This window comes from Enterococcus sp. DIV0756 (assembly GCF_051710745.1).
Classification (GTDB): Bacteria; Bacillota; Bacilli; order Lactobacillales; family Enterococcaceae; genus Enterococcus_A.
Window position 1 is genome coordinate 3,293,029 of sequence record NZ_JBIOLF010000001.1, and the last position, 26,474, is coordinate 3,319,502.

23 protein-coding genes and 1 riboswitch are annotated in these 26,474 nt (G+C 40.9%); of the genes, 3 read left to right on the forward strand and 20 right to left on the reverse strand.

Going from position 1 to position 26,474, the window contains the following annotated elements; translation table 11 throughout:
* Window positions 1-42: 42 nt before the first annotated feature.
* From IGI44_RS15895 to thiW, 9 genes are all read right to left on the reverse strand, one after another.
* Window positions 43-759, reverse strand: coding sequence for an MIP/aquaporin family protein (locus IGI44_RS15895; RefSeq protein WP_438788772.1), 717 nt, complete (start codon window positions 757-759; stop codon window positions 43-45).
* Complete coding sequence (gene glpO / locus IGI44_RS15900; protein WP_438788774.1) at window positions 759-2,597, reverse strand: type 1 glycerol-3-phosphate oxidase; 1,839 nt, start codon at window positions 2,595-2,597, stop codon at window positions 759-761. Before glpO ends, IGI44_RS15895 begins: the two co-directional genes overlap by 1 nt.
* Before the next feature lie 15 nt (window positions 2,598-2,612).
* Window positions 2,613-4,112: a glycerol kinase GlpK gene (gene glpK, locus IGI44_RS15905; protein ID WP_438788776.1), complete on the reverse strand. Its 1,500-nt coding sequence runs from the start codon at window positions 4,110-4,112 to the stop codon at window positions 2,613-2,615.
* Window positions 4,113-4,326: 214 nt separating this feature from the next.
* Window positions 4,327-5,796 carry a helix-turn-helix domain-containing protein gene (locus IGI44_RS15910; RefSeq protein ID WP_438788778.1) on the reverse strand — a complete coding sequence of 490 codons (1,470 nt, stop codon included), beginning with the start codon at window positions 5,794-5,796 and terminating at the stop codon, window positions 4,327-4,329.
* Between the two features lies 1 nt (window position 5,797).
* Window positions 5,798-7,087, reverse strand: coding sequence for an FAD-dependent oxidoreductase (locus tag IGI44_RS15915; RefSeq protein WP_438788779.1), 1,290 nt, complete (start codon window positions 7,085-7,087; stop codon window positions 5,798-5,800).
* Window positions 7,088-7,268: 181 nt separating this feature from the next.
* Entirely contained in the window at window positions 7,269-8,096 is an 828-nt protein-coding gene (gene thiD, locus IGI44_RS15920; RefSeq protein WP_438788780.1) for a bifunctional hydroxymethylpyrimidine kinase/phosphomethylpyrimidine kinase, read from the reverse strand.
* Window positions 8,093-8,722, reverse strand: coding sequence for a thiamine phosphate synthase (gene thiE, locus IGI44_RS15925; RefSeq protein ID WP_438788781.1), 630 nt, complete (start codon window positions 8,720-8,722; stop codon window positions 8,093-8,095). Before thiE ends, thiD begins: the two co-directional genes overlap by 4 nt.
* A complete protein-coding gene (locus tag IGI44_RS15930; protein ID WP_438788783.1) occupies window positions 8,713-9,531 on the reverse strand; it encodes a hydroxyethylthiazole kinase in 819 nt (272 codons plus the stop codon). The genes thiE and IGI44_RS15930 overlap by 10 nt, the downstream gene beginning before the upstream one ends.
* On the reverse strand, window positions 9,528-10,007 hold the full coding sequence (gene thiW, locus IGI44_RS15935) for an energy coupling factor transporter S component ThiW (RefSeq protein ID WP_438789009.1): 480 nt from the start codon (window positions 10,005-10,007) through the stop codon (window positions 9,528-9,530). The genes IGI44_RS15930 and thiW overlap by 4 nt, the downstream gene beginning before the upstream one ends.
* A gap of 123 nt (window positions 10,008-10,130) precedes the next feature.
* Window positions 10,131-10,220: riboswitch (TPP riboswitch) on the reverse strand.
* Between the two features lie 74 nt (window positions 10,221-10,294).
* Between thiW and gloA2 the strand changes: the two genes are divergently transcribed.
* Window positions 10,295-10,684 (forward strand): SMU1112c/YaeR family gloxylase I-like metalloprotein, encoded by a 390-nt coding sequence (gene gloA2 / locus IGI44_RS15940; RefSeq protein ID WP_438788784.1) that lies wholly within the window; start codon window positions 10,295-10,297, stop codon window positions 10,682-10,684.
* 506 nt (window positions 10,685-11,190) lie between these two features.
* Window positions 11,191-12,264 (forward strand): hypothetical protein, encoded by a 1,074-nt coding sequence (locus IGI44_RS15945; RefSeq protein ID WP_438788786.1) that lies wholly within the window; start codon window positions 11,191-11,193, stop codon window positions 12,262-12,264.
* A gap of 103 nt (window positions 12,265-12,367) precedes the next feature.
* Here the strand turns inward: IGI44_RS15945 and IGI44_RS15950 are convergent, their stop codons facing one another.
* The 9 genes from IGI44_RS15950 to IGI44_RS15990 form a co-directional block, all read right to left on the reverse strand.
* Entirely contained in the window at window positions 12,368-16,495 is a 4,128-nt protein-coding gene (locus IGI44_RS15950) for an SdrD B-like domain-containing protein (protein ID WP_438788787.1), read from the reverse strand.
* A gap of 145 nt (window positions 16,496-16,640) precedes the next feature.
* Entirely contained in the window at window positions 16,641-17,324 is a 684-nt protein-coding gene (locus IGI44_RS15955; protein ID WP_438788788.1) for a Spy0128 family protein, read from the reverse strand.
* A 1-nt stretch (window position 17,325) separates the two neighbouring features.
* Window positions 17,326-18,273: a class B sortase gene (srtB, locus tag IGI44_RS15960; RefSeq protein WP_438788789.1), complete on the reverse strand. Its 948-nt coding sequence runs from the start codon at window positions 18,271-18,273 to the stop codon at window positions 17,326-17,328.
* 4 nt (window positions 18,274-18,277) lie between these two features.
* Entirely contained in the window at window positions 18,278-19,456 is a 1,179-nt protein-coding gene (locus IGI44_RS15965) for a DUF7601 domain-containing protein (RefSeq protein ID WP_438788790.1), read from the reverse strand.
* 58 nt (window positions 19,457-19,514) lie between these two features.
* A complete protein-coding gene (gene lepB, locus IGI44_RS15970) occupies window positions 19,515-20,075 on the reverse strand; it encodes a signal peptidase I (protein WP_438788791.1) in 561 nt (186 codons plus the stop codon).
* A gap of 412 nt (window positions 20,076-20,487) precedes the next feature.
* The gene (locus IGI44_RS15975; protein ID WP_438788792.1) at window positions 20,488-20,790 is read right to left on the reverse strand and encodes a nucleotide pyrophosphohydrolase; all 303 of its coding nucleotides are present in this window, start codon (window positions 20,788-20,790) and stop codon (window positions 20,488-20,490) included.
* A 19-nt stretch (window positions 20,791-20,809) separates the two neighbouring features.
* Complete coding sequence (locus IGI44_RS15980; RefSeq protein ID WP_438788793.1) at window positions 20,810-22,333, reverse strand: helix-turn-helix domain-containing protein; 1,524 nt, start codon at window positions 22,331-22,333, stop codon at window positions 20,810-20,812.
* A 635-nt stretch (window positions 22,334-22,968) separates the two neighbouring features.
* On the reverse strand, window positions 22,969-23,355 hold the full coding sequence (locus tag IGI44_RS15985; protein WP_438788795.1) for an ASCH domain-containing protein: 387 nt from the start codon (window positions 23,353-23,355) through the stop codon (window positions 22,969-22,971).
* A 68-nt stretch (window positions 23,356-23,423) separates the two neighbouring features.
* Window positions 23,424-23,939, reverse strand: coding sequence for a macro domain-containing protein (locus IGI44_RS15990; protein ID WP_438788797.1), 516 nt, complete (start codon window positions 23,937-23,939; stop codon window positions 23,424-23,426).
* Between the two features lie 226 nt (window positions 23,940-24,165).
* Between IGI44_RS15990 and IGI44_RS15995 the strand changes: the two genes are divergently transcribed.
* Entirely contained in the window at window positions 24,166-24,495 is a 330-nt protein-coding gene (locus IGI44_RS15995) for an ArsR/SmtB family transcription factor (protein WP_438788798.1), read from the forward strand.
* Between the two features lie 47 nt (window positions 24,496-24,542).
* Here IGI44_RS15995 and IGI44_RS16000 read toward each other — a convergent pair whose 3' ends face one another.
* Window positions 24,543-25,517 (reverse strand): tRNA dihydrouridine synthase, encoded by a 975-nt coding sequence (locus IGI44_RS16000; RefSeq protein ID WP_438788799.1) that lies wholly within the window; start codon window positions 25,515-25,517, stop codon window positions 24,543-24,545.
* A 104-nt stretch (window positions 25,518-25,621) separates the two neighbouring features.
* The gene (locus IGI44_RS16005) at window positions 25,622-26,215 is read right to left on the reverse strand and encodes a helix-turn-helix domain-containing protein (RefSeq protein WP_438788800.1); all 594 of its coding nucleotides are present in this window, start codon (window positions 26,213-26,215) and stop codon (window positions 25,622-25,624) included.
* Between the last annotated feature and the right edge of the window lie 259 nt (window positions 26,216-26,474).

Below are 26,474 nucleotides of genomic sequence, written 5' to 3' on the forward strand. Positions count from 1 at the left end.
ATTCCAACTCTGCAAGCTAGAGAGTTGGAATATTTTTTACTCTTAAACCATCAACTGGAAAACACCATAAGCGATGATCCCGCCGATCATTGGTCCTACGACAGGTACCCATGCATATTGCCAGTCAGAGGTTCCTTTATTCGCAATTGGTAAGACTGCATGAGCCAATCGAGGACCCAAATCTCTGGCTGGATTAATCGCATAGCCTGTTGGCCCTCCGAGGGATAAGCCAAGAGCTAGGATAAGTCCCGCAACAGCAAAGATATTGGTTCCGGCTGCAAATTCAGTTTGTGTAAAAGCTAAAAGGCCTAATACTAATACAAACGTACCAATAATTTCAGTAATGAGGTTGGCTGGATACTTCCGAATCGCCGGCCCTGTCGCAAAGGTTCCTAAAATCGCTGCTTGATCGTTGGTTGCTTCCCAATGTGGCAAATAAGCCAACCAAACAAGGGCAGCGCCTACAAATGCTCCCGCCATTTGAGCAACGATAAAGGGAACAACCAAACTATATGCAATTGATCCGTTCATCGCCATAGCTAACGTTACTGCGGGGTTCAAATGTGCTGGTCCCATAAAGCCAGAGATATACGCGCCCATCATAACCGCCATTCCCCAGCCCATAGCAATCACGATCCAACCGGAGGCCTGTGCTTTACTTTTGTTCAAATTCACCGCCGCACATACTCCATCACCTAATAAGACTAAGATCAGTGTCCCTATAAACTCGCCCATGATTTGTGTCATATCGCCGCCCATTAGTTATTCCCCCCTGCTTTTAATTCGGTTAAATCTGATTCGTCAATTGCTGCATTTAATTGTGCCGCCATCTCTGCTTTTTCCGTTGCATCCCATTCAAGGTACTCAGCCATCGCTTCAAGAATCGGTTGACGCAACGCATCCAAGCTATCTCTTTCAAATAAAAGATGATTGGTTCTGCGTAACAAATAGTCCACTGGTGTTAAGACCATTTCTTCCTCTATGCCATAGCGTAAGCGTGCCGATTCAGCCAAACTCATTCCGGGATAAGCAGACATTTCTTTTGCAAGCTGGAAGATTTTGCTAGCATTTGTGCCATAAAAATCAGCGATATACGTAGCTTCTTCTTCCGAAAGCCCTGCGTCAATCCCTATCTTCGCATACTCAGCGACGGTTTCAGTTAGCTTGGTCGGGTCAAAATCCCCACCAGAAACCGAATACGTCTTTGAATCTACCTCTTTGAAGGTCAATCCGTAGTGTTCGTTCAATAATTGACGAATCAAATCGATTGCACCGGCTGCCATCTTGCGATAATCAGTGATTTTTCCGCCTGATAATGTAATCATTCCATCCGGTGCTTGTTCCAATGAACTACCGCGAGAAACAGAGGACGGCGCTAAACGTTTCTCAGCTCGACTGCTTTCAAGATTGTTCAAGACCTCTTCGACTTCATCACGAGTGGCTTTGCCTACTTTATAGTCAGTAATGATATCGACGGCCTGTTCAAAGCTTTTAGTAGAGATATTGCCGTTATCACCGCCATTATAATCAGAACCAGCGTTCCCAATCAGTAATGGCCGTAAGCCTGCCCAGCTACTTTCAATGTCATCAATGGTCAACTTCGCCTCAGGATAACGATGATTAATGACCGTTAATAAATAATCGACATCTTCTTGCGTTACTTTAGGATCAACGTAGTCCCCTTGATAATCGGTATCGGTGGTTCCAAAATAGGTTTTATTCTCGCGAGGAATTGCAAAAACCATTCGACCATCATTTTGTGCCGTATCAAAATACGTTGGTTGAGGAACCGGCAACTTCTTCGCGTCGACAACTAAATGAACCCCTTTGGTTGGACGCATTTTAGGCACAATCGGTTGAGTAAAGTTCATATTGCGAACTTTGTCTATCCACGGACCGCTAGTATTGATCACTAATTTTGCTTTGATTTCGATTGTTTCATTCGTTAACAGGTCACGTGCTTTTACACCAACGATCTGATCACCTTCATAGATAAAACCGATCGCTTTCATTTTGCTGACCATATGACCGCCGTCTGAGGCTGCCTGTTTAATGTTTTCAATTACTAATCGCGCATCATTATTGCGAAAATCCAGATAGACCCCTGCGCCTTGAAGACCTTCTTTCTTGATGAAGGGTTCTCTTTCCAAGACTTCTTCTGGCGTCAATGTATAATTTTCAAAGCTTGTTCCCTTCACATTAGCCAATTGATCATAGATATCCATCGCAACCTTGACTGAAAACATACTAAATGTAGTGGGGCCTTCATCGTTATAAATCGGTAAAAGCATGGGATCAGGCTTAGGAATATGCGGTGCAATTCCCTGAACCACTGCTCTTTCTGTAACAGTATCTGCTACCACTTCTACATCAAAATTTTTCAAATAGCGAATACCGCCGTGAACCAGCTTGGTCGACCGGGAAGAGGTTCCTTCTGCAAAGTCCTGCATTTCAATCAAGCCCGTTTTCATTCCGGCTGCGGCTGCTTGGATCGCAACACCCGCACCTGTGATGCCGCCACCGATGATCAATAGATCCATTTCTTCTTTTTTAAGTACTTCAATACTTTTTTTTCGCGTTGCTTTTGAAAATGACATTCCGCTCACTCCTTTTTATTCAAATGCTTGTGTTGCTTTTACAGCTTTTTTCCAACCGTCGTATAGTTTTTGACGACGTTCTGGCGCCATCTCTGCTTCAAAAATCCTTCCAGCTTCATAAAATTCCCTAATTTCATCCATATCCTTCCAATAGCCTACAGCCAAGCCTGCCAAGAAAGCCGCACCTAAAGCCGTTGTTTCAAGGTTGGCCGCCCGTTGGATTGGAACATTTAAAATGTCTGATTGGAATTGCATCAAATATTCGTTATTGGCGGCGCCGCCATCCACTTTTAATACTGGAATCTGAATCCCTGTATCCTCCTGCATCGTATCCACAATGTCGCGAACCTGATAGGCAATCGATTGAAGCGTCGCTTTGATCAAATCTTCTTTGGTTGTGCCTCGCGTCAAACCAAACATGGCGCCGCGTGCATTTTGATCCCAATAAGGAGCACCTAATCCAACAAAGGCTGGGACCATGTACACTTCATCTTGATTTGCAGAGCGTTTCGCCGCATCTTCAGAATCACTTGCCTTTTTCAGCATTTTCAATCCATCTCTCAACCATTGAATGGAGGACCCTGCAACAAAAATACTTCCTTCCAAGGCATAATAGACTTTGCCGTTAATCCCATAGCCGATCGTCGTTAATAAATTATTCTTTGATAATTGCGGCTTTTCGCCTGTATTCATGACAATGAATGACCCTGTCCCATACGTATTCTTAACCATCCCCGGTTCAAATGCCATTTGCCCGAATAACGCTGCTTGCTGATCGCCAGCCATCCCCGAAATTGGTGCTTCACTGCCAAAGAAATGATACCCTTGTGTATAGCCATAGATTTCAGAATTTGAAGTCACCTTAGGCAGAAGCGCTTGAGGGATATTTAATAAATCGAGAATCTCTTGGTCCCAGTTCAGCTCATGGATATTGTAGAGCATGGTCCGGCTGGCATTAGAATAATCCGTTACGTGAGAGCCGCCGTCTGTCAATTTCCAAACGAGCCAGCTGTCGATCGTCCCAAAAAGCAGCTCCCCTTTTTCTGCCCGTTCTTGTGCCCCTTCTACATGATCCAGAATCCAGCGAATCTTCGTAGCTGAGAAATAGGCATCGACGACTAGTCCGGTTTTTTGATGAATCATTTCTTCGTATCCGTCGGTCTTCAACTGATCCGCTATTTGCGCCGATTGCCTTGATTGCCAAACAATCGCATGATAAATCGGCCGCCCCGTATCTTTTTCCCAGATAACAGTCGTTTCCCGTTGATTGGTGATTCCAATTCCTGCCACTTGATCCGGTTTAATGCCAGAGTCAATGAAGGCTCCCGCAATCACAGATTGGACAGAATTCCAAATTTCATTCGCATCATGTTCTACCCAACTTTCCTGAGGAAAATATTGCGTAAATTCCTTTTGTGAACTAGCGACCTGATGTCCAAACTTATCATAGATAATTGCTCGTGAGCTCGTTGTCCCTTGGTCAATCGCCATAATGTACTGTTGTTTTTCATCCATTTTAATTTGTCCTCCTTGATCTAACTTACAATGCAATCGCTTTCTTCATGGTCCTATCCTACTCTGCTTTTCCTAGTAAAAACGGTCAGATTTTTAAGCGGTTTCATAAATTAGTGGCAGTTTTTCCGATAAATTCACTCCTATCAAGGAATTTGGGGTAAAAAATTTTTTCAACAAAAAAGAAGTTCCCATGAACCCACTGGGAACTCCTTCATTAATTTTTCTCTTTCTTTAGCTGATCAATCAAACGTTTTATTTGAATCAGATCATACGCAGACTCAAACTCTGAGAGACAATATTGGATGGAGGTCGCGTGTGTCTCGATTCTTCGAGTGCGAATGATCAAGTCATACGTTTGCTCCTCACGAATCTGTTCGACCCGAATCCCTGGAATCGGCCGTAATTCCGAAAATAAATAGTGATAATACGAAGTCCGATAAACCGGTAATTCTTCTAAATCGATGCCTACGACTACTTCCTTCGCAATGTAAAAATCGATCATCGCTAAAATACTCGCATAATCAATCATTAAAGCCTGCGTGATTAACGGATCATGTGCTTTTTTGGGGTTGAGAAAATTTAATGCTGTTTCTTGCAATACATCCAATAGCTGGCTTCGTTCAATACCTAAGTTTTGTCGCTGCAACATTACTAGGCGATCCGGCTCGTAACGAGGTAGATACCCTTGAAAAAAATAGATTCGATTGTTGGTTTGTGACAACTGGTAGCCTACTGCTTTCTCCTGTTGGATGGACAATCTTTCTGGCCTATAGTGAACCAAAATCATTTCACGAATATACATATCCAAAAGTGCTGGCGGCAGTTTCTTACTGCGTTGTAATTCGTAGCGATAAAAGGCTTCTTCATTCAAAATAGCAAAAGAAACTAAGAAACTGTAAAACATCATCGGTTCATACTGGTTTAATTCGAAGGAGCTTCGGCTATTATACAGGCGGATCAACGGTTCAATCTGTTGAAAGAGGGCGTCTTGTTGAAAAAGTCGGTAGTTTGTTTTTAGTTGTGTTTGCTGCTTTTTCTTTGCTGCTATCCGTTTTAGACTAATCCCTAACCAGCAGGAAACTGCACTTTTGGCATAGCTGGAAAATTCCGTTCCTAAGGCTCTCTCCAACGCACGCAAAAACAATTGATTTTGATCAGACTCAATCAAGTAGCTGGGTCTCATTTCTACCGGAAAATACATGTACAGTTGAAAATAGAAATAGCGTATTTGTAATTCTTCTCCCTGTAAACGACCATTTTTAATCCTAATCTGAAACTCCGCGATAATCTCATTCAACTCGCGAAACTTGCGAAAGACAGAAGACTCACTGGTTGTAAACTCCTGTGTGATCTGCGGAATCGTAAACTCTCGATGCAGCAGCATATATTCCAGTAATTGAAATTTGAAGCTGTCTCTCACTAATAAAGCCGTGATCTCTTCAAGCGTCGTCGCTTTTTCCAAGTTCAATGTGAGTGTCGATCCTTTGCGGGCAATCGAAAAGCCCATCCCCCATTCTTCCCCTAAATAAGAAAGATCTTGAATGTATTGATCCACACTTATTTTGGACAGACCAATTTTCTCAGCCAGCTGGTTCGCTGACAACGTACCGCCGGACAAAAGGAGTTGTGTAAGAATGGACAATTGCAGTTGTTGATTTTTATCCAATAATTGATCAATCCTCATTTTAACGCTCCTCTAAATCAAAAGACTCCAGTAACGGAAAACGAAAGGCTGGATGAAAGAAGCGTTCCAACAACATGAATTCATGAATTGTTTGCTGCTGTTGAATCGCTGAAGCAAATTGATCTAGCAGCGCAAAATCGAGCTGTTTTGAAACGAGCTGCGCCCCTAACAAACAAGCTGTTTCAGTGTTCCAAATTACTTTTACATTTATTTTTTCCTGTGAGACAACCGCTGCGGGCAATTCGAGCTGTTTTATTCTAATTCTTTCAGGATACAAAAGCGCTTCTTTTTCCAACAAACCAACGCTGCCAACAAAATAGCCAAACCACTGATTTCCGCTAACACGAACCGTCCCAGGATCGCTTGTCAACGTACCCGTAATAGTTTGACTAGCAATCTTTGCTGTTCTGATCGCATTGGCAACTAATGATAAATAAATCTTTTCATCCGTTAATTGGAATTTAACTTTGATTGCATCGCCAATCGCATAGATATTCGGATGTGACGTTTGTAAATACTCATTCACTTTGAGCGTGCTATCATCATCTCGGTCTAAGTCTTGCCAAATATGATTATCCGGACGTGTGCTATTCGCCAATAGCACGAGATCAACCTCCAGATTCGTTTCATTAAAAAAGAGTGTTACTTTGCCTTCATCCGTTTCTTTTACCTCATCGACAAAGGTTTCTGTATGTAAATCAACAGTCGATTGACGGATTGCGGTTTCTAACGGTTGGAGCATTTCCGCATCAAAATAGTGCCCCATTACCATAGAATCACTTTCAAATAAGTGAACCTGCTTTTTCGTTTGAGATAAAGCATCCGCGAGTTCTAAGCCCACGTGCCCGCCGCCAATAATCGCTACCGATGTGAGTTCGTCAAGCTGGGCTACTATTTCTGTGACATCCTGCTTGGTTTTACACGTTTTAATTCTCCCAGAACGAGTCTTATTTTGTTGAAACGACTGTTGGGACCCCGTCGCAATAACCAGCCGATCAAAACGTAGCTTTTCTCCTGTAGACAACCGAATGTGATTCTCTGGTAAAAGGCCGGTGCAGGATACACCCGTTTTTACCTGTATCCCGAGTTTTTCCAATTCTGCTTGCGTAACCCAATATAATTCATCCAGCGAAGCGGCTTTTCCTTTTAAAATCAGAGCCAAGCTTCCCGGAACGAAACCCAATTCAGTCTGCTTTTCAATCAAAAGAACCTCCGTCTCTGGTTCTATCCGTTTAATATCTAGTGCCGCTTGAACACCGCCAAATGATCCTCCTACAATAATTACACGCATAAGTCCCCTCTTTTCTTTAACCATGTCTTTCGCTTTTCTTAGTATTTGAAGCCCTCATGCTTAATTATAAATCTTTCATCCCAGCTGCGCTATTTTAATCCTTTTAGCTTTTTCACAAAAAAATCCTTTGTCAGAAAAACAACTGACAAAGGATAACTATAGTGAATCACTATTTTTTTAATTAGTTTGTTTCCTTTATTGAAATAATATCGCGCATTTTTGCCCAATGATTCGTCGGCCCATGACCGTGCCCTACAAAGATAGGCTGACTAATCGCCGCATGGATAAATCTCTTTCCGGTAATGATTGCTTCCTTTAACTCATTCCCTTTTGCTAGCTCAGCGGCGATACAAGCCGAAAAGGTATCGCCCGTTCCATGAGTACTAGCGGTTTCCACTCTCGGTGCACTCATCCAGAAGCTTTCTCCTGTCGCCAATAAAACAAAATCTGCCGCTTCTTTATTTTGGCTATGTCCACCTTTAACGACAATGTTTTTCGCACCAAAATTTTGCAGCTTCTTCGCCGCCTCAACCATTTCCTGATCCGTAACGATTCGCTGCCCGATGAATCCCTCAGCTTCTGGTAAATTTGGAGTCACAACTGTCGCTAACGGCAGCAACTTCTCATTGATCGTCTTAACCGCATCGCCTTGCAATAAATGATGACCACCTTTTGCTACCATCACAGGATCTACGATTAAAGGACCGAAATCGACTTGCTTCAATTTCTTCACGACCGTTTCTACTCGCTCAACATCTGCCAGCATCCCTGTTTTTGCTGCACCAATCGAAAAATCCGCCGCCAAAGAATCAAACTGCTCTTCAATAAAGGAACTGGGAATCGCCATACTGTCTTGTACGCCATACGTATTTTGTGCTGTTAGTGCTACGATGATGCTCATGCCAAAAGCTTCACGTGCTTGAAAAGTTTTCAAATCTGCTTGAATCCCAGCGCCGCCGCCAGAATCAGAGCCCGCGATCGTTACGACTTGTGGTGTTGAATTGATCATACTTGTTCCCCCACTATCTCTGCTATTTTTTGTCTTAAACTGCGAACCTTTTTGTCAACCTCTTCCGCTAGCATAATCTCACTAACGATCGAAACCCCAGCAATCCCTGTTCCACGAAAATTAACTAAATTTTCTTCCTTGATGCCGCCAATCGCAACACTTGGAATTGTCACTGCTCCATTGATCGCTTTTAGCGTTTCAATCGAAGTCAACGGTGTTTCTTTGGTTTTTGTAGGAAAGATCGCACCGATCCCTAAATAATCGGCGCCAACCTTTTCAGCCTCTAGGCCACGTTCAACTGTTTTCGCCGATACACCTAGAATTTTTTCTGACCCAATCAGTGAACGAACAACATCCACCGGCAGCTCATCATCACCGATGTGCACCCCCGCCGCGTCAACTGCCAAACAAATGTCGACCCGATCATTGATAATTAAAGGAGTGTGGTAGCGATCCGTGATGGCTTTAACTTTTAATGCCAGATCATAAAAACTGCTCGTCAAAAGCTCCTTCTCCCGTAATTGAACCAGTGTTACGCCATTTTTACAGGCCTCTTCAATCACCACTAAAAATTGATCGTCGTGAAAATCATACCGACCAGTCACTAAATATAAAGTTAAGTCCATTGCTTTTCCCATCCTTTCACTTTTGTCCACCAGTTCTCCTCCATCAATATTGAAAGCTGATTCAACGTCTCTTGCCGGAAAGCGGCTAGGCCATTCGTATCTCTTGCTTGCTCTCCGCAAAGATTAAAATAGCTCACCGCAGTTACAGCGGCATCGATCGCTTTCATTCCGCTGCCTAATAAAGCTGCAATCAACGCACCAACAATATCACCTGTTCCCGTAAAGCGATCCAATGCAGACAGGCCATTCGCTAAATGAAAAATACGTTCTTGATCAACGATAATATCTTGAGAACCTGTTGCTAGGAATGTGGTCTTCGGATAAAGAACCGCTAACTTCTGCAAAGCTTCTGATAATTCAGCGATTGCTTCCTCACTTTGATCTAACTCACTACCATCTACTCCGCGTGCTTGGCTCGGCAGCCCGCAAAAATTCCGTAGTTCAGAAATATTGCCTTTCACTACTGTTGGATTTTCCGCCACCAATGAACGCCCTACTTGATTTCGAACCTGACTGACACCATAACCAACCAAATCCACCACCGTCGGCTTATGAACGCTATTTGCTAGTTTACTCGCTGCTACCAGGCTAGTCGCACGTTCTTCCGACAAATGCCCGATATTCAGCAGCAACCCATCTGTTTGTTGAAATAATTCCTCGAATTCTCGCGGATCAGAAGCCATGATCGGTTTTGCTCCAATATAAAGCAACGCATTTGCAACAGTCTCACAAGTCACTTCATTGGTTATACAATGAACTAACGGAGCACTTTCTAACGGAAACGCCTTCGAAATATTCGTTTTGATCATCCAAACATCCTTTCACTTGAAAACAGCCGCTGCCAACGTTTAAAAATCGTTGTTTCCTGCAATTTAACCAACACAACAAAAGCAATCGCCGAACCAATCAACGTTGCGCCAACAAATCTTGGTGTATAAATCAACCAGTACAACTCATTTTGACTCCCGGTAAACCAGACCATTACAGGATAAGATAAGAGTGAACCGATGATTCCTGTACCCACGATTTCACCCAGCATGGACCAAACCAATCTTCCTCCCAAACGATAAAATAGACCCGCAAAGAAGGCACCAAACACTGCCCCCGTCAGCGCCAAAGGCGGAATCCCCAACATCGTCATTCGTATCAATGCACAGACTACCGCCATGACTGTTCCGTAAAACGGACCTAACAACACTCCGGCGATAATGTTCATGACGCTGGACATCGGCGCCATCCCTTCGATTCGCATCAAGGGAGACAATACGACATCCAACGCAATCATTAAGGCCAATAACGTCAACTTGTGGATTTTACTTTTTTCCACGACAAATAACTCCTTTCTGCAAGAAACAAAAGGAGTAAAAGACAGAAAAACCCAACCAAAATAAAATGGTCGGGTACGATCAGTCAACTAGCTACATTTCCCTGCGACAGTTTTAACTGCATCAGGTTCCATGGGTATAATCTCAGCCAAAAAGCACCCCAAATGTTTCTCTTCAATTGATTGGAGTATAACATACTTTTTTTATTCCAACTAGCTTATAATGAGAAAAAAAGGAGGAGCCCTTCATGCAAAAACCAGATTTTTCCGCGATCCATCACGTTGCGATCATCGTTTCAGACTATCAGAAGGCACGGCATTTTTATGTGGACATTCTTGGTCTGCCAATCATTCGTGAAAATTTTCGGCCAGAGCGCCAGGATTACAAATTAGATTTACAGTTAAATGACGCGGAGTTAGAAATCTTTGCTGTTAAAAATCCACCAAAACGGCCAAGTTTCCCGGAAGCAGCAGGCTTACGTCATCTTGCATTCAAAACAATGGACATCGAAGCCACAGTCGCTTATTTAAAGAGCCACGGCGTTGACTGTGAACCTTTGCGAACCGACGATTTTACTGGAGAGAAAATGACTTTCTTTTTTGATCCAGATGGCTTGCCGCTGGAATTACATGAATAATTTTCAAGAAATTCAAAAAGTGGTGTTTCCTTATGTTTGAGTGTAATGAAAAAATGGTGCCGTATTCGGCTCTTATCAGAAATGAGAGTAAACAGGACACCCTTTGTCTCTCATATGCGAAGAAAAAGCAGATTTAAAGCCTATGGATATCTCTATCTACTATCTAGCTGAGGCAAGAATAATGATGGTCTTTAAAGAAATCCATTTTATTTAAAAATATTTTTAATAAAGAATCATAGCAATTCACAAACAGCAATTTGAGCATCTTTAAAACGAAAATTCGTTTTTAGATGTTTTTTTATTGTTCCAAAAACTAATTTAACAGCGATAAAACCCGTTTATACCCGTGATTTTATTTCATTCATATTCTTTAAAAAATTACTATAAAAAAGAAAGACAGGTATTTTTTCTATTCTTATCGCAAAATTTAAATCTCGCCATATCCGTCTACTAGCGTTATGATTTTCTCAAGAAAACGGATACATATTTGGAGGGAACAAACAGACATGAAAACAATTGAGCAGAAAAAACCGTTATTACAGAGAAATTTATTCGGCATGAAAAGAGCGACACTTGAGGCTAAACTAATTAGTTATTTTGAATTTTCTCAAGATATCGCGACATTCATGAAGTATCTGGTGATTGTGATGGTTCGGAACTCACTTGTGGTTAGCGATTATTCATTTTTATGTCAAGAGTTGGTGTGTGATCTGTTCCTAACGGCGGATCCTAGTGATGTACTACGTGCGTACTGCGCCTATTTTAAGGATTATTTCAAGAAAAGCGGAGATTGGGACAAGGTGGTTCACCGTTTGTTTGCCGACAAAAAAGACTATTACCGTTCAACCGAGGAAGCGCGTTCACATAAACGGCTTATGGATGCTAAGGGAACAGAAGAAGCTGAGAATCCAGATCTGACCCTGCGAATTGTCTCTACGTTTGAAGATGCCTCAGGTAAAAAGCATAGCTTGACGATTGCCGATGCAGACGAAACACGATCAACGACTGAGCTTTACAAAATTTTAGCAATCCTGACAACGATCCCCCTCTTTAAAACCGCTGACGGTGTAAGGCGCTTTGCAAAACTCGTCAAGGCAAAGCGCCCAGGAACAAAAGAGACATTGAAAGAGGTTGAGCAGCAAGCAGATCAACAGACAGAGAGCGTTCAGCAGCCAGAATCAGAAGTGCAAGAAGTGAAAACCATTGAAATTGTCGTACCAGAGGGTGTTGACCCTAGTATGCTGAATGAGCAAGAAGTATTGACGATGGCCCGCATAGGGCACCCCGATGTGGTTAGTTTGGAAAACATCCATGTTGTATTTATTGAGCAAGTGTCAGAACCAGACGAATCGGTCAAAAAACAAGAGCCGCTTCTTGAACCGACGAAAGAATCAATTGTTCCACCAAATACGGCGAGTGACAGAACCGCATCGAAAAATACACCCGACCAATCTGATCCACCCGTCACCAGCCAAGAGAAACGTAAAAAGCCTAAGTTCCTTACGCCCAGAGCCGCCTACATTCAAAAATTGATTGCAAAGAAAATGAAAGATAAAGACAATGAAGCTTCCACTTCTTAGGTTGGTAACGTGGTCGAACCTTTAAATGGCATGATAAACAAAAAAAGTTCTTTCTCAAGTTTGGTTTATACCCATTCTTGAAAAAGAACTCAAAAAAACTTTTCTATGCATCATTTTTTCGTAGCTCAATTATCTTTTTGGCTGAGAAACCAAGCAAAATAATTAGCGTTATATAAACAAACCAATTCATTGCAGTCATTTTAACGCCTGTTACCACGATTGCTTCAACATATCCCGCATTAAGAATGGGCTTCAATTCTGTTTCAATATCAATTGTGATTGGATCAGACTGTCCATTTTTATTTACATGACTGCTAATCTCTGTGGTACCTTTTTTAACGAATCCGTATTGCCCATATTGACCGTCTAATTTTTTCACAAGAATTTTATACGACCCCTTGTCTACCACCGCAAAGTAATATTTTCCCTCTTGATTCGTAAACGTGGTTTCGACAGGTAGATAGTCATCGGCGGTCGTATCGTATTTCAGCAAAGTTACTTCTCGATTTTCTAGTACCTCATCTGCATCATAGGTACTGTTTCTATTCTTATCGAGAAAAATGGTTCCCGAAAGTGTGGTTGGCGGTCCCCAGATAGCATAAAGATATTTATCACTATCCATCGTGATCGTATCCATTCCATCTAAACCATATCTTTTTCCTTGACCATTAGGATCATCACACCAATATAAGAATACAAAATCAGGATTACTTGAAGGCGGTGTATACTTCAATTCTTCTTCGGAACGAATCTTCACAATTGCAGGTGGGTTCTTTATATACCGTTCTTCATAACGCTCTCCACCTCCACCATTAGGATCATAGACGATTTTAAAGGAATCTGGAAAATAGTTCACTTGATGATCATTTAAATAATTGTTATCAAATTTAAGTGGCCCATTGATAACCTCCGGCACAGGGTATTTTGCTTGGGAACGATTGTCTTCAGTCACTTCGCCAGGAGATGTAATCGTAATATTCTTATAGTAAGTATCCGCATCCACTGGAGAATTGTAGTAGTAATCCTCAGTAAAAATCCCACCACCACTTATTCCTGCTTCATTCAGCGATATCGTTCCATTAGTGACATTTAATATAGCAGTATCTTGAAGATATAGACCCGCGCCATTATTGATGGCGGTATTTTGTGTGATTTTTCCGCCAGACATAATGAACTGCGCCTGATCGCTAGCGAAAACGCCGCCGCCATTTCGCGCTGGATTCTTTTCTATAGTTCCCTCTTCCATTGTAAAAATGGTATCTGCATTATCAATGTTTACGCCACCACCGAAGTGCGTAGTACTATTTTCCGAAATTTTACTTGTAACTCCTGTCATTGTTATCGTGCTAGCGGTATTTGCAGATAACCCGCCACCATAAGGAGCGGTATTTTGGCTAACACTGCTGTCGTCAATTGTTAACGCTCCGTGATCCTCCAAACGGATACCGCCGCCGTTTACTCCCGCTGTATTTTCTTCAACAAAACTATTTATGACTCTTCCTACGCTAGTCTTAATTAGAATTCCGCCGCCATGCGTCGACAAAGCCGTATTTTTCCTTACAGAAACGGCCGTCAGTGTGAACTCAGAATGTGCTGTCGCGTAAATTCCGCCACCGCTGCTGTCAGCTTGATTTCCAGATATTACTCCTCCATCCATTTTAAGTGTTGTATTAGCCAAATCGATATTGATCCCGCCACCATCGCCACCTTTACTGGTTTCTCCAGCGACACTGGCATCGTCTAGATAAAAAGCCCTATTTCCGATCACGTCGGTTCCATTCAAGGTCATTTTACTGCCGGCATTCGCGGATATTCCCCCACCATAACGCGCTTCATTAGCTTGAAACAGACTGTCATCACTTATCGTCAGATCCATTGAGCCGCTAGCTTTGATTCCGCCGCCATGTCTATCCGCATGATTATTCTCAAACGTCACTTTTTCTAGGGTCGTAGCTGTTGTATTCACTGATAATCCTCCACCGTGATGTCGAACACTATTTTCATTAAAGCTGGTATTTTTAATTGACAAAGCTTGACTATTTTCACTAATATAGACACCGCCGCCATCATAGGCAGTATTTTTAGTAAAAAGACTGTCAGTGATCGTCGCTTTCCCTCCTGCCTCAACAAGAATCCCACCGCCATAGCCGGAGCCTGCGCCATTTCCTGTTGCTTGATTTCCAGTGATCGTTACACCCTTAACTTCTACTTTTGCTTTATCCACTAGGATGCCGCCGCCTTGTACAGCTTTGTTTGAACTGATCTCGCCACCAGCCATGTCCAAAATAGTTTCGTAGCCATCCAGATTGATCCCGCCACCACGTTGCTCGGCTTTATTCTCTAGAATCTTACTAGAGATAAAAGAAAGCTTGCTATCCCCATTTGCGGAGACACTGCCGCCGTATTTAGCTGTATTATTGTTCACCTCGCTAGTAGTTATCGTTAGCACTGCACCATTTGTTGAGCGGATGCCACCGCCATCATTTGCCGCGTCGTTATTATTAATTTTTCCACCTGTTACCAAAAGTGTACTTCCTTGCATGAAAATACCACCGCCATTGTTGCTGCTGTGATTAGTACTAATTTCCCCGTTAGACATTGTGAAAGGATTATTGGCGTATACGCCACTGCCGTCCGCTCGTGAGGTATTTTCGGCTATTTTACCGCCTGTCATGGTGAGTGTTGTTCCGTTATGATAAATCCCTGCACCATTGTTGGCCTCATTTTTATTAATCTCTCCGCCATTGATTGTCACACTGCTATTGTCTGCAATATAGATGCCGCCGCCGTTGCCATTAGATTCTATGATGTTGGAAGTAATGCTGCCGGCATTCATCGTTAGGCTGCTCCCTTTTTCAACTTTGACGCCGCCCGTGTCATAATTTTTCCCAATGTTGCCCGTAATACTGCCGCCGTTCATAGTCAAACGGCTCTTTTCAAGCCCACTGTCTCCATTATTGGTTAGATGAATTCCCCCGGTATACCAGCGGCCGATGTTGCCTGAAACACTACTCCTATCCAACATCTCCACAGTACTATTACTTGCATAAATTCCGCCGCCCATGTCACTGGATTGATTAGAAAGAATCTTGCTGTCGCTTTTTAGAACAACTTTACTTGCGTTCTCAGCTTGAATCGCCCCACCTCTATTTCCGAAGGTTTTTGTAATGACGGCACCATCACCGAGGATCAAATTTGCTGATTTTAACTGAATTCCGCCATTAGTTGCTCCCCATTTAGCAGCATTGTATGCTTTTCCCTCTCCTGCTAAAACAATATTTTCTACTGTTAGACTGGCACCTTGGTCAACCACTAGATGGCGTTTAACAAGTTCATTATCTTGATTAAAGTTCTCGATATTTTGTGTAATCGTATGATTTCCAGCGGATTTTAAAGTGATATTTTTATTTGTATTGATCTTCGCTTCGGCTCCTTGAGCGGGATCATCCGCTGTCAATACGATTGTAAAGGTTGTTCCTTCTGTATTATTACAAAAGTCAACCGCGTCTTTTAGTGTTGTCTGTGTATTAAGTAAGGTATTTGATGCATCATAAATTTCATATTTTTCACTACTCATCAACTGAATCTTAGGCTTCACTCGCATCCCCGCGTCAATATCAGCGATGACCTCCTGCGCTGCCTTAATAGTCTTGGTATAAGAAAACTGCTGGGTGCTTTCTTCTATATCAAATTTATTGTCCTTCCCCGTTTGTAGGCTTGCTATTGGAGCCAAATACTCGGTACCATTCAATGTCTGAGCCCCCACCGCTACAGAATATTCTCCAGTAGTAAGTTCGATGAATTCATAATTACCGGCTCCATCCGTGAACGTTTTAGTAACGACCTGTGCTTTATCGTCTGCTTCTACCAGAAATATTTCAACACCAGAAAGCATTTGTTCGTCCGCATCATGAATGCCATCCTCATTCTCATCGGACCAAACACTTCCAGTAATCACACCAGTAGCAGTTGGCGCAATCGTTTCCGACTCACTAGGTGCTGTGCTTTCTTTCGTGTCCTTTACTTCTGTAGGCTTCTCAGGTTCCAAAGATCGACTTTGAAGCGTTGCTGTGCTTTGAAGTGTCTCTTGAACTGCTGTAGAAGGGGAAGTTTCTTCCAATGTTTCCGCATGGATGATTGAAAGCGGGAGGTTTGCCAAAACAAGCGATAGTATTAGCCAGAATGATAACCAACTCGATACGCGATGTCCGATTTTTTTCTTCTGTCTCATTTTGCTCAAACCTCCTAACTTGTTTCTCTGTTTATCACTTTTTTGGAAAAAATGATGTCAGCGTCATTTTCTTCAAAAAAACGATAACTTATTTTCACTAAGAGAGCATCGATCCAATCAAGGTTGGATCGACACTCTACTTTCTTTACTTTCTATGGTTGCTTTGGTATTTCCGCCGGTATAACTCAAGTGCAAAGATCAAAATCAGGAATCCTATGACCCAACTATTTTCCTTAAGCTGACCTGTCCTTGGTAAACGACCTGCTCTGTTTAAGCTATTTCCGTTTTCTTTTTCAGTATTTGGTAAAGATCCTGAAGTGTGGTCCTCTTTCTCCTTGTTGCTGTTTGCGACATAGATATTTGTAAATGCCGCACTTTCTACCTTTAACTTTTGATCATTTTTGACAGTCACTTCTACATCCAGACCATTTACTGATCTCGTCACGTACACAGTAATCAAGTAAACCTGTGCGTCATAAGTGAATCCGACTGTGCTTTTTGGAACCTGCTGATAAAGGTTGTAGGAAAACGTTCCTTCCTGTGAAAAATTAAATCCTTCGATCGTTTTGCGTTCATTTCCTAAAAGTTCTACAGAATACGTTGCCTGATCTGTCGGCATGGGATTTCCTACTTCTAGCGCTTCAAGAACATAGTGCCCTTTTTGTTTCTCTTGATCCAAGCTGCCACTAATGTTGAATGCTTGTTCGAGCGGGATACTGACAAAGGTTTGGCCATGTGTCGTAGGCGAAAAGAAGAACATTCCCAGTAAAAGGACAAACAAATAATTGCTGTATTTCAACGTACTATTCAGCCAACGATTGCTCATCATTCTATTTGTTCCCCTCTCTGTCCCTTCTTCTCAAAAACCATAGTGTCAGCAATAATAGCCAGCAGATCAACAGTAATCCCCAAACCCATAGAGGTAAGCTCTTGATTTTCTTCCACCATGATTGCACATCAATACCAAGAAACGACTTCTCTTCTTTTTCTTTGTAAAAAGGATCCGCAAAAGGAGTATCATACAGTTTACCGACTAAAATATGTCGGCCATTTGTCGGCTCAGAAGCACAAGTACTTAATAGAACTATCCGATCCTCCGCATTGACCTCGATCGAACGCGTCCGATTGGCTTGTTCTGTCAAATACGCTAAATAAGATTCACGAGCAAACCTTTCCTCTATTCCTGGCTTATACAACTGCCAATCATAGGCATCGCCCTGAATAAAAGCGAAAAATTCAATGCCATAATCTTTTCCTTCGTAATAAAGGTTGCCATATTGATGTCGATCAAAATATTTTTTTCCACGAAACTTGTCTAACCCACCAAACATCGCTTCTTTATCCATATGATGCCCGTAAATAATACTGTTAAAATCCGAAAAATCTGCTGCATTTTCACTTGCTAAAAAAATACTGCCCGCCAATGAGTACTTTCCCATAACATCGGTGTTGACATATTTTTGGTCATTTTCTCCCTGTGTAATCGGATAATCGATTTTTGTTCCGTAGACAGTTAGCCAAGCAATCACTTCCTGATTAATTTCTTTTAGCTCTTGAAAGGAGTGGGATTCGGTTGCTTCCGGTTTATACTGTTGCAAATTCGAAGATTGCGCGTTCGACAGCACTTGATTGGTGTCCCACATCCCATAAATACCATATGCACATAATAGTACTAGCACGATAACCGCTATACGATCAATAAGGTCACTCACTTGTTGTACCAGACGAACACTTAAAGAAACAGATACTTTCTCTGATTTCTTTTTTGAGCTCAGCATTTCCTTATTGTGCTCTTCTGCGTTTGCTAATAGTTAGGAAAACAATACCTGCTCCCGCAACTGCAACCATTAAAACGAATGGTAAGTTGTCAGTGATGACACCAGTGATACTAGGTGATTTAAAGGTATTGGTTACTAATGTTTTATTTTTAGTGGTTTCATCTTCTGCCTCAACTAGCAAATTGTTGACTGCTCCAACGGTAACGGTATAATCCACCCCTGCTTTTCCATCTACCGCCGAACCGTTTGTACCGCGTCCAGTAACTTTTGCTGTAGGTTCGTAACTCTTTTCTCCTTTTTCAACTACTTTATAGGTAGAGCCGACTGGTAAATTCGCAAAAGTGATTTTTTCACCATGCTTTAATTTGACATTGATTGGATTGGTTCCAGTATATTCCACAACTGTAGAATCAGATCCGACGGTGTAGGTTACTTTATGTCCCGTTGGAGCAGTCACCACCGTCGGTAAATTCAAGGTAATCTCAAAATTGAAAACTTTCGTTAAATCGGCTGAGTCGCCGACAACCTTCTTTTCTATCACAAGATTGGTGTCATCCCAAAACTCATTGACAAATCTAAATTCACTGTTCTCAAAAGTATCAGGGGATGGATTTACTTTACTTCCATTAGGCGAATTATTATCGTTCTTCACTTTTTGAACAGTAATTCCTTTAACAACTACTCCGCCACCCTCTTCATCTGGTACATTCTCCACATAAACTCTTACAAGATATTCCGCTTGGGAATAATGCGTAATCACAGCGTCTGAACCAGGAGTTTCCGTTACTCTATATTGATAGACACCTGCATGGGTAAAGCTTAGCCCCTTGATTGTAGTCATTAAATTTCCTGTAGATTTAATCGCCTTATTGCCTGTTCCCCCTACATCTGCTGGCTCACTATTTTTACTAAATTCGATTGAAGGGATAAGCCATTCAGGCTGTGTCGCATCTGGAGTAACAGTCCCGTCTGTTTCTTCTGTTCCTAAGCCCTCCGCTGTAAAATCGAACTTAAGATTTGGAACAGTAATCCCTTCAGGTATTTTAATTTCTTTTGTTACAACAGCTTCTTGCTCATATAAAGCCTCCTCCGCCTTCACTTCTGTCGTCGTAGCCATCGTAATTCCAACAACGGAGCTCAGTGTTGCTACTCCAACCACTAGTCCCTTTATAAAATTTTTCATCCTTTTTCCTCCTAAAGTAGTTATATATTTAGTTTCAATTTCCTTTTGGTTTGAAAACTTAAATACTTCTTCGTCTTAACAGTGTAATTACTTTGCCTAATGTTTCTTTGCTTTCAATCGGACCATAAATGCGGCTATCCACCGCAGCAGTACGTTTATCGCCTAGCACAAATACTTCCCCAGGTTTGAGCTTTACCGGATAGTTGATCCCTTGCTTATCTGGCATCGTCTCTTCGTAGATCTGCTGCTCAACCTGCAGATTGCCGTTAATCACTAGCCCTTCATCGGTAATGTCAACGGTGTCGCCTTCAATCGCAACAACACGTCTCATTTGTAATTCTCCCTCGTACTCCAAAGCCAGCACATCCGAGGCAACATAAGTTTTGTTCAAGCGATAGAACAAAACAATATCCCCAGCTTTCACAGCCGGCTGCATGGAGTCATCTCCATAACGAGTAACTCCATAAATAAATTGCAAAAAAAGAAAAGCGAAAGTGACAACAACCGTTAGCTTTAAAACCAAAGCAAAAAGCTCTTGTGCCAATAAGTTGTTTCTTTTCTCTTTTTTCTCTTTAGACTTCGCCTTTGTTGTTTTCTTCTTTTCTTTATTCAATTTCATCCCAATTCTCGTCAAAAACACTTTTTTTGAAATAAAAAAAGCCCACAATTTCCGTTGCACACTTTCCAATGAAATATTTATCAATATAATAATTACTATATAGCATTCAATAATTACTTTATAAGTATAAATTAACATAAACGAAATGATTTCTCAACCGAAATTTTAATACAGAATTCATTTATATTAGAAAATTTATTAGATATATTTCTGATAAAATCAATAAGTCATCATATAGATGACTCTAAACAAAGAAAATCACTAAATATATAGTTTGTAGCATTCGATTATTAATTAAATGTTTTCATGTAACATTTTTTATTCATTTAACCTATTTATAACGTGCATATATAATTGTTCTTTTGCGGAAAATATCTCTAAAAACAAAAAAAGAGCAGTTTTTTCTGCTCTTTTACTTATTTTGCACTTCATCCACTGGATACTTAAGCGCATTTTTCTTCAATTTTTCGCTGATGATTTCATCGATGTCAAAATCCAAATTATCTGCCATCATATACGAATAAATCAATACATCAGCTAACTCTTCTTTCAAGCGTTCCGTTTGTGTACGCGCTTCTTCTGACTCTTTCCACTGGAAAAGTTCCAATAGTTCAGCAGCTTCTAGACAAATCGACAAAGCCAAATCCTTCTCATTGTGAAAGGGACGCCAGTTTCGTTCATCGCGAAATTGATTGATTTTTTCCATACTATTCATACGCAACCTTCTTTCGCTACTATTCTACCATAGTAAGCAGGCTCCGTTTTTCCTCAAGCTCACTGATCATCTCTTGTATCCACCTTGTACTTTGCCTAGTCAAAAAGGGATCAATCACAACCACAGGATAATCATCTGGTAATCCTTCCGCTGAACCTGTAGTAATTAGACAATCATAATTGTTTAGCTCATAGTGCAGCTGGGCTGTTCCCCCGGACAAATTCTCAAAATGCGCAATCATGAAGTTCCCGTAAATCGTATCAGAAATTTGTTTCGCTAAAAAACTCTCCTCGGTTGGAGTCAAGTCAGAAAGCAATAGAATTTTTAATAAGGGTTCTTGATTCGCCAGCCATTCCATACATCTTTCTTCCATTGTAATTAATAGATAGACATAATTACATACAAAATCTTCTTCCTGATACATTTCGTATTTTGCAACAAATCGTTGAACCAAATCCGTGATTTTTTCTACTCCACGGCTATATACTTTCGAAACTTCTGATAAAAACATGGTTCGGTTACGCCATAACAAGCATACATATTTCCCTTGAGGATCACACATGTAGAAATCATTTGATAGAACGGTGGTTAAGTTGATTCTATTTTGTTTTTCTAAGCGGTAGCCTAGCATCTCGTTGTATTCCTCCACCAGTTCATAATGACGCATAAATAGCTGCTGATAGTTTGCATTATCTGTCATTGCGAGTTCACGATGTTGATAACTAAATACAATCGAATCGGAAAAAATTAACCAAAGACCATCTCTTACCATTTCGGGTGTCAATTCTAAATCCACACCTTCACGGACAGCTTGTCTAAGTTTCTTATACTCAATATCCATAGGTAAGAATAAGCCTTCCGTCCGCAACTCTTCCTTTGGATAGTCGTGTCCATTTTTTATTCGCCAAATGCTGACATAGAAATTATAAATCAATCGTTTTTGAAAAACGTATTTTTCGTGGATCTGATTCACTCGTACAAACTCCTGAACATATTGTTCAATGATATGGTAATGTTTGGATGGCAGCTTAGGCATGGTGCTTTCAAACGCTTTTTGCTTTTCACTGTAAAAGCGGTAATAAAAATTTCGGATCTCTCCTTCATCCCCCTCCACGCGCAATGGTCGGTAGCATAATTCCATTCCCGCTTGAGATAAGGTCTTCTCAATCTTTTTCAAGTAACGTTGGGTATTGGAAGAACTAAGATACAGCTTTTTTGCTAGTGCTGTAATATTTTCACATTCCTCGTATAAAAGCTCTTCGACAATTTGAAACTCCGGACTTGTATTCAAAATATTGGCATATAAATTTCCTAAACTCACTCTTTTCCCCACATCTAACCGATAGAGTCCTTTTGTCTTTGTAATCTGGAAACTCGGATATTCATCATTGATCAATTCAATATCATTTAACAAGATCGGCAATGAGCAATTTAACTCACTTAATAATTGGTCACTCGACCACCCATCACGACGATAGTAAAGTCGCTCCAGTAATGCTAATCGTCGTTTATTACTTGTTCCTAAAACTGCACGGAAATCCATGATCATTCTCCTCTCAAAAGAACGCCACCATTGCTAGAAAAAACTCTCCCCTTAAACGGACTGCTACTAGAAACATTTTCTTCAGAATCTTTGTACTCTGATAAAAAAAATGAAGACCAATTGATTGATGAAATCACTCAAAACCATTATCTCGCTACACTTCCTCTGCTGTAATAAAAGATATAACAGATACTCGAATTGTTTTGATGTTGTTAACAAATAATAATATAAACAGGTAATGATGGCAATTTTTAGTCAAAATCATTCAAAATACACAATTAATAAATGGCATTTTTTTGAATAAAGATAAAAAACTTAAAAAAACTCGTTTAAAGCCAACTTAAAAAATCGTAAAAAGCAAATTTATGCCTTATTTCCTCGAAATTATCATCAATTTTGAGTATTTTATAATGAAAAACTCTGTTTATACGTTTGCCCATTTTTTTTCAAAAAATAAAAAAGTAAGGGCTAAACTAGCTCTTACTTTTCCCTACTCTATTCATTTTCTGTCTGTTAAATGCCTTTGATCTTTAAGCGAAGTGCCCGACATGAATCCAGTAACTAACTTCTACTTAGTATCGAAGAACTTATCTCTATCGTTTAAGCTAAGATTCCCACAGTATTTTTATAACTCTTTAGTTAATCAACGATAAATAGTAATTTTCCCAAAACTCTTCGGTCACAACCTTTTCTCCATCTTCCACTCTAAATTCACCAGAAACCGGTTCGATAATTCGATCATCCGGTACATGATATAAACGGCGTTGTCCTTTTATGGGAAAAGGTTTGATACAGCGAACATTCTCAAAGACCCATGCATACGAATCTTCAGCTAATTTTTTCACATCAACCAAGTCAACAATACAAACGGCATGTCCTGAGATGCAGCCGGGCGTTTTAATCGCCGTTGCGCAGATCAACAGCGACCCGCGATGATGTGTGGTCCAAGAACGATACTCCTCAGTCTTCTTGCCTAATAGAATTTCCATCACTGGCTCAGGATGAATTGAGATAGCTTTCAATTTGTTCGCCTCACTTTTCACTTATTTATAAACTAGTTTACCATTTTATAGAACTTCTGATAAAAAATTTAATCGTTTTCATTCGTATAGTCCGTCTGAATGTTTGTAAAAATGGATAGCCAAGTATCATCAAAGACGATCACTTGAGTATCGATTTTTTGATTTTCTCTCCGATTCGCAACATTGTATAAAACACGGGCCGCCGCTTCTTTCGGATACCGGTAAATACCCGCACTCAATACCGGCACCGCAAGCGTTCCAATAGCGTTCTCCCGTGCTAACTGAAAAACAGCCTCGTATGCTGAATAGAGTAATCGTTCCTCATCATGCTTCCCATCAATATAACGTGGGCCTACCGCATGGATCACATATTTCGCTGGTAATCCAAATGCGGGGGTTATCACCGCTGTACCCGTCGGCGTTCCACCGATTTCAGCCATCGCTTGTTTCAATCCTGGTCCCGCTGCCCGATTCAACGCCCCATCGACACCACCACCGGTAATTAAGGAAGTATTCGCGGCATTCACGATCGCATCTACTTGGCTATCCAGTTGAGAAATATCTCCTCGTTTTACTTCGATCATTTTTTTCACCCTTTGATTCATTTCCTTCATTATAACAAGCTGAAGACCCAAACTCTTAAATCCTGCTCCATTTTGAGAATGTCGTTTTTCTTTTTACAACTAGAATCTGTATCTCTAATCAAAGATTATAGTACAATTTCTCGTCAATTCAGTTGACAAAGAAATTGACAAGTTCAATCATCAATGTTTCAATGGTTTAAAAATATAAACAAAAGGTGATACAACTATGTCTGATTTAAAAAAATTACAAAGTGAATTCTCCGAAATAAGCGACTTTCTGATTGCACTAGGTGATGAAAAGCGTCAAGCCATTATTATTGCGTTATTAGAAGATAAAGCGTGCAAAGGGCTGCGGGTAAACGACTTAACAGATACAACCAAGCTCTCTCGCCCAGCCGTTTCTCATCATTTGAAAATTTTAAGACAAGCAAAACTGATTGACTATCGCAGCGAAGGGACCAAACACTATTACTACCTCTCTCACAATACCGATGAAATCAACAAACTCCAAAGACTTTTGACACACGTTAGCCAAATTATCGACAGCACAAAATAAAAACACTGCGAGAAGTTTCTCACAGTGTTTTTCAACATCAGCCTATTTTAAAGAACATCTTCATGCTGATTCTCAAAATTTGCTAAAATCTCTCGAACCTCCGCTGTTGACTTCGTATTCATCAAGCTCACTCGCAAGTCATTTGCTCCTGGGAAGCCTTTAACGTAGATTTTGAAGAAGCGGTGCAACCCAACAATCGAGCGTGGAACCTGATCTGCATATTTATCCTGTAGATCTAGTTGTAATCGCAGCAAGCCAATCAGCTCTTGTGGCGAATGCTCTTTCGATTCCTTCTCAAAAGCATAAGGATTTTTGAATATTCCACGTCCGATCATTAACCCATCCACGCCGTATTTTTCTGCAAGTTCCAATCCCATCTGGCGGTCTAAAATATCCCCATTAATCGTAATCAATGTTTGCGGGGCAATCTGATCACGAAGCTCTACAATTCTTGGGATTAATTCCCAATGCGCCTCAACCTTACTCATCTCTTTTCTTGTCCGCATGTGGACAGAAAGATTAGCAATATCCTGCCTCAATAAATGACTGATCCAGTTTTCCATCTCAGCAAGTTCCGTAAACCCAAGCCGCGTCTTCACACTGACTGGCAAACCACCCGCTTTGGCCGCTTCAATCAATTCCGCTGCAACATCTGGACGTAAAATCAACCCGCTGCCTTTGCCGCGCTCTGCCACATTTGGGACAGGACACCCCATATTCAAATCAATCCCTTTAAAGCCCATATCCGCCAACGCGATGCTCATCTCACGGAAAAATTCTGGTTTATCTCCCCAGATATGTGCGACCATCGGCTGTTCATCCTCCGTGAAAGCGAGTCGTCCTCGAACACTTTCAATCCCATCTGGATGGCAAAAACTATCGGAATTCGTAAACTCGGTAAAAAATACATCCGGAGCTCCCGCTTCTTTTACCACATGACGAAATACCACATCCGTCACATCTTCCATCGGTGCCAAGATAAAAAAGGGCCTCGGCAGCTCTGCCCAAAAATTATTATTCATTATGTATACTTCCTCCTAAATATCAAAACAACGTCATTATACTAAGGTTTGCTGGAAGAAGCAAAAATGCAAATTACAAACACAAAACCTATCCTCAGCTCAGGCTAAGGATAGGGAATTTCATTAATATGCTCTTTACTATCATACCAAAGCTCTTCCGGCGAATACGAATCCGTACCATTTAGAATCACTTCGCCGGACTCCTTAAACTCAAACTCAGATCCAATCCAATGATAGGAAGTATATTTACCAAACCCAAATAGACGTTGGTTCGTTTTCTTTTTTTTCGGTGTAAAGACATCCAACATCCCTTCAAAAAAATGAGACCTTAAAAACCGTACCTCCCCATTATCGAAGGTAATCCGTAAAAAACCAGACATATTATCAATACTTACTGCTTTAGGCACTTTTCCTTCAGGATACTTTTTGATCTCGATCGACTTATCCATGTCCTCTTCTCCTTTAATTTTAGAAAAGAAAGAAGCTAAAAATGACGGTTTTGACTTTCCCAAAAGCTCATCTGTTGATACCTGAAAGAAACTGCTCAGCTTCACCAGCATATCTAAATCAGGATAACTTTTATTTCGTTCCCATTTAGAAACAGCTTGCGGAGTCACATTCAGATAATCCGCCAAATCCTTTTGCGACATTTTTTTCGTTTCTCTCAATTCTTTGATTTTAGCTCCGATCTCTACCATGAATATACCCTCCCGTATCCTAATAGACAATAAACCATCTGTTGTTATCCCAAAATTCAAACTCAACTGTTGGTTGAGTCCTTTAATTTTAACATTTTCAGAAGCTCAATTAGAAAATAGTCTCATTTTTTATCGTTTAACTAAGGAGTCGTCATTGTTTAGAAATACCTGCTCACACTCGTAATCATTTCAAATTAACCATTCAGAAAATGAACCACAAAATTCAAGTGTATAGAATGCTTTAGGTAATAAAAAAGTA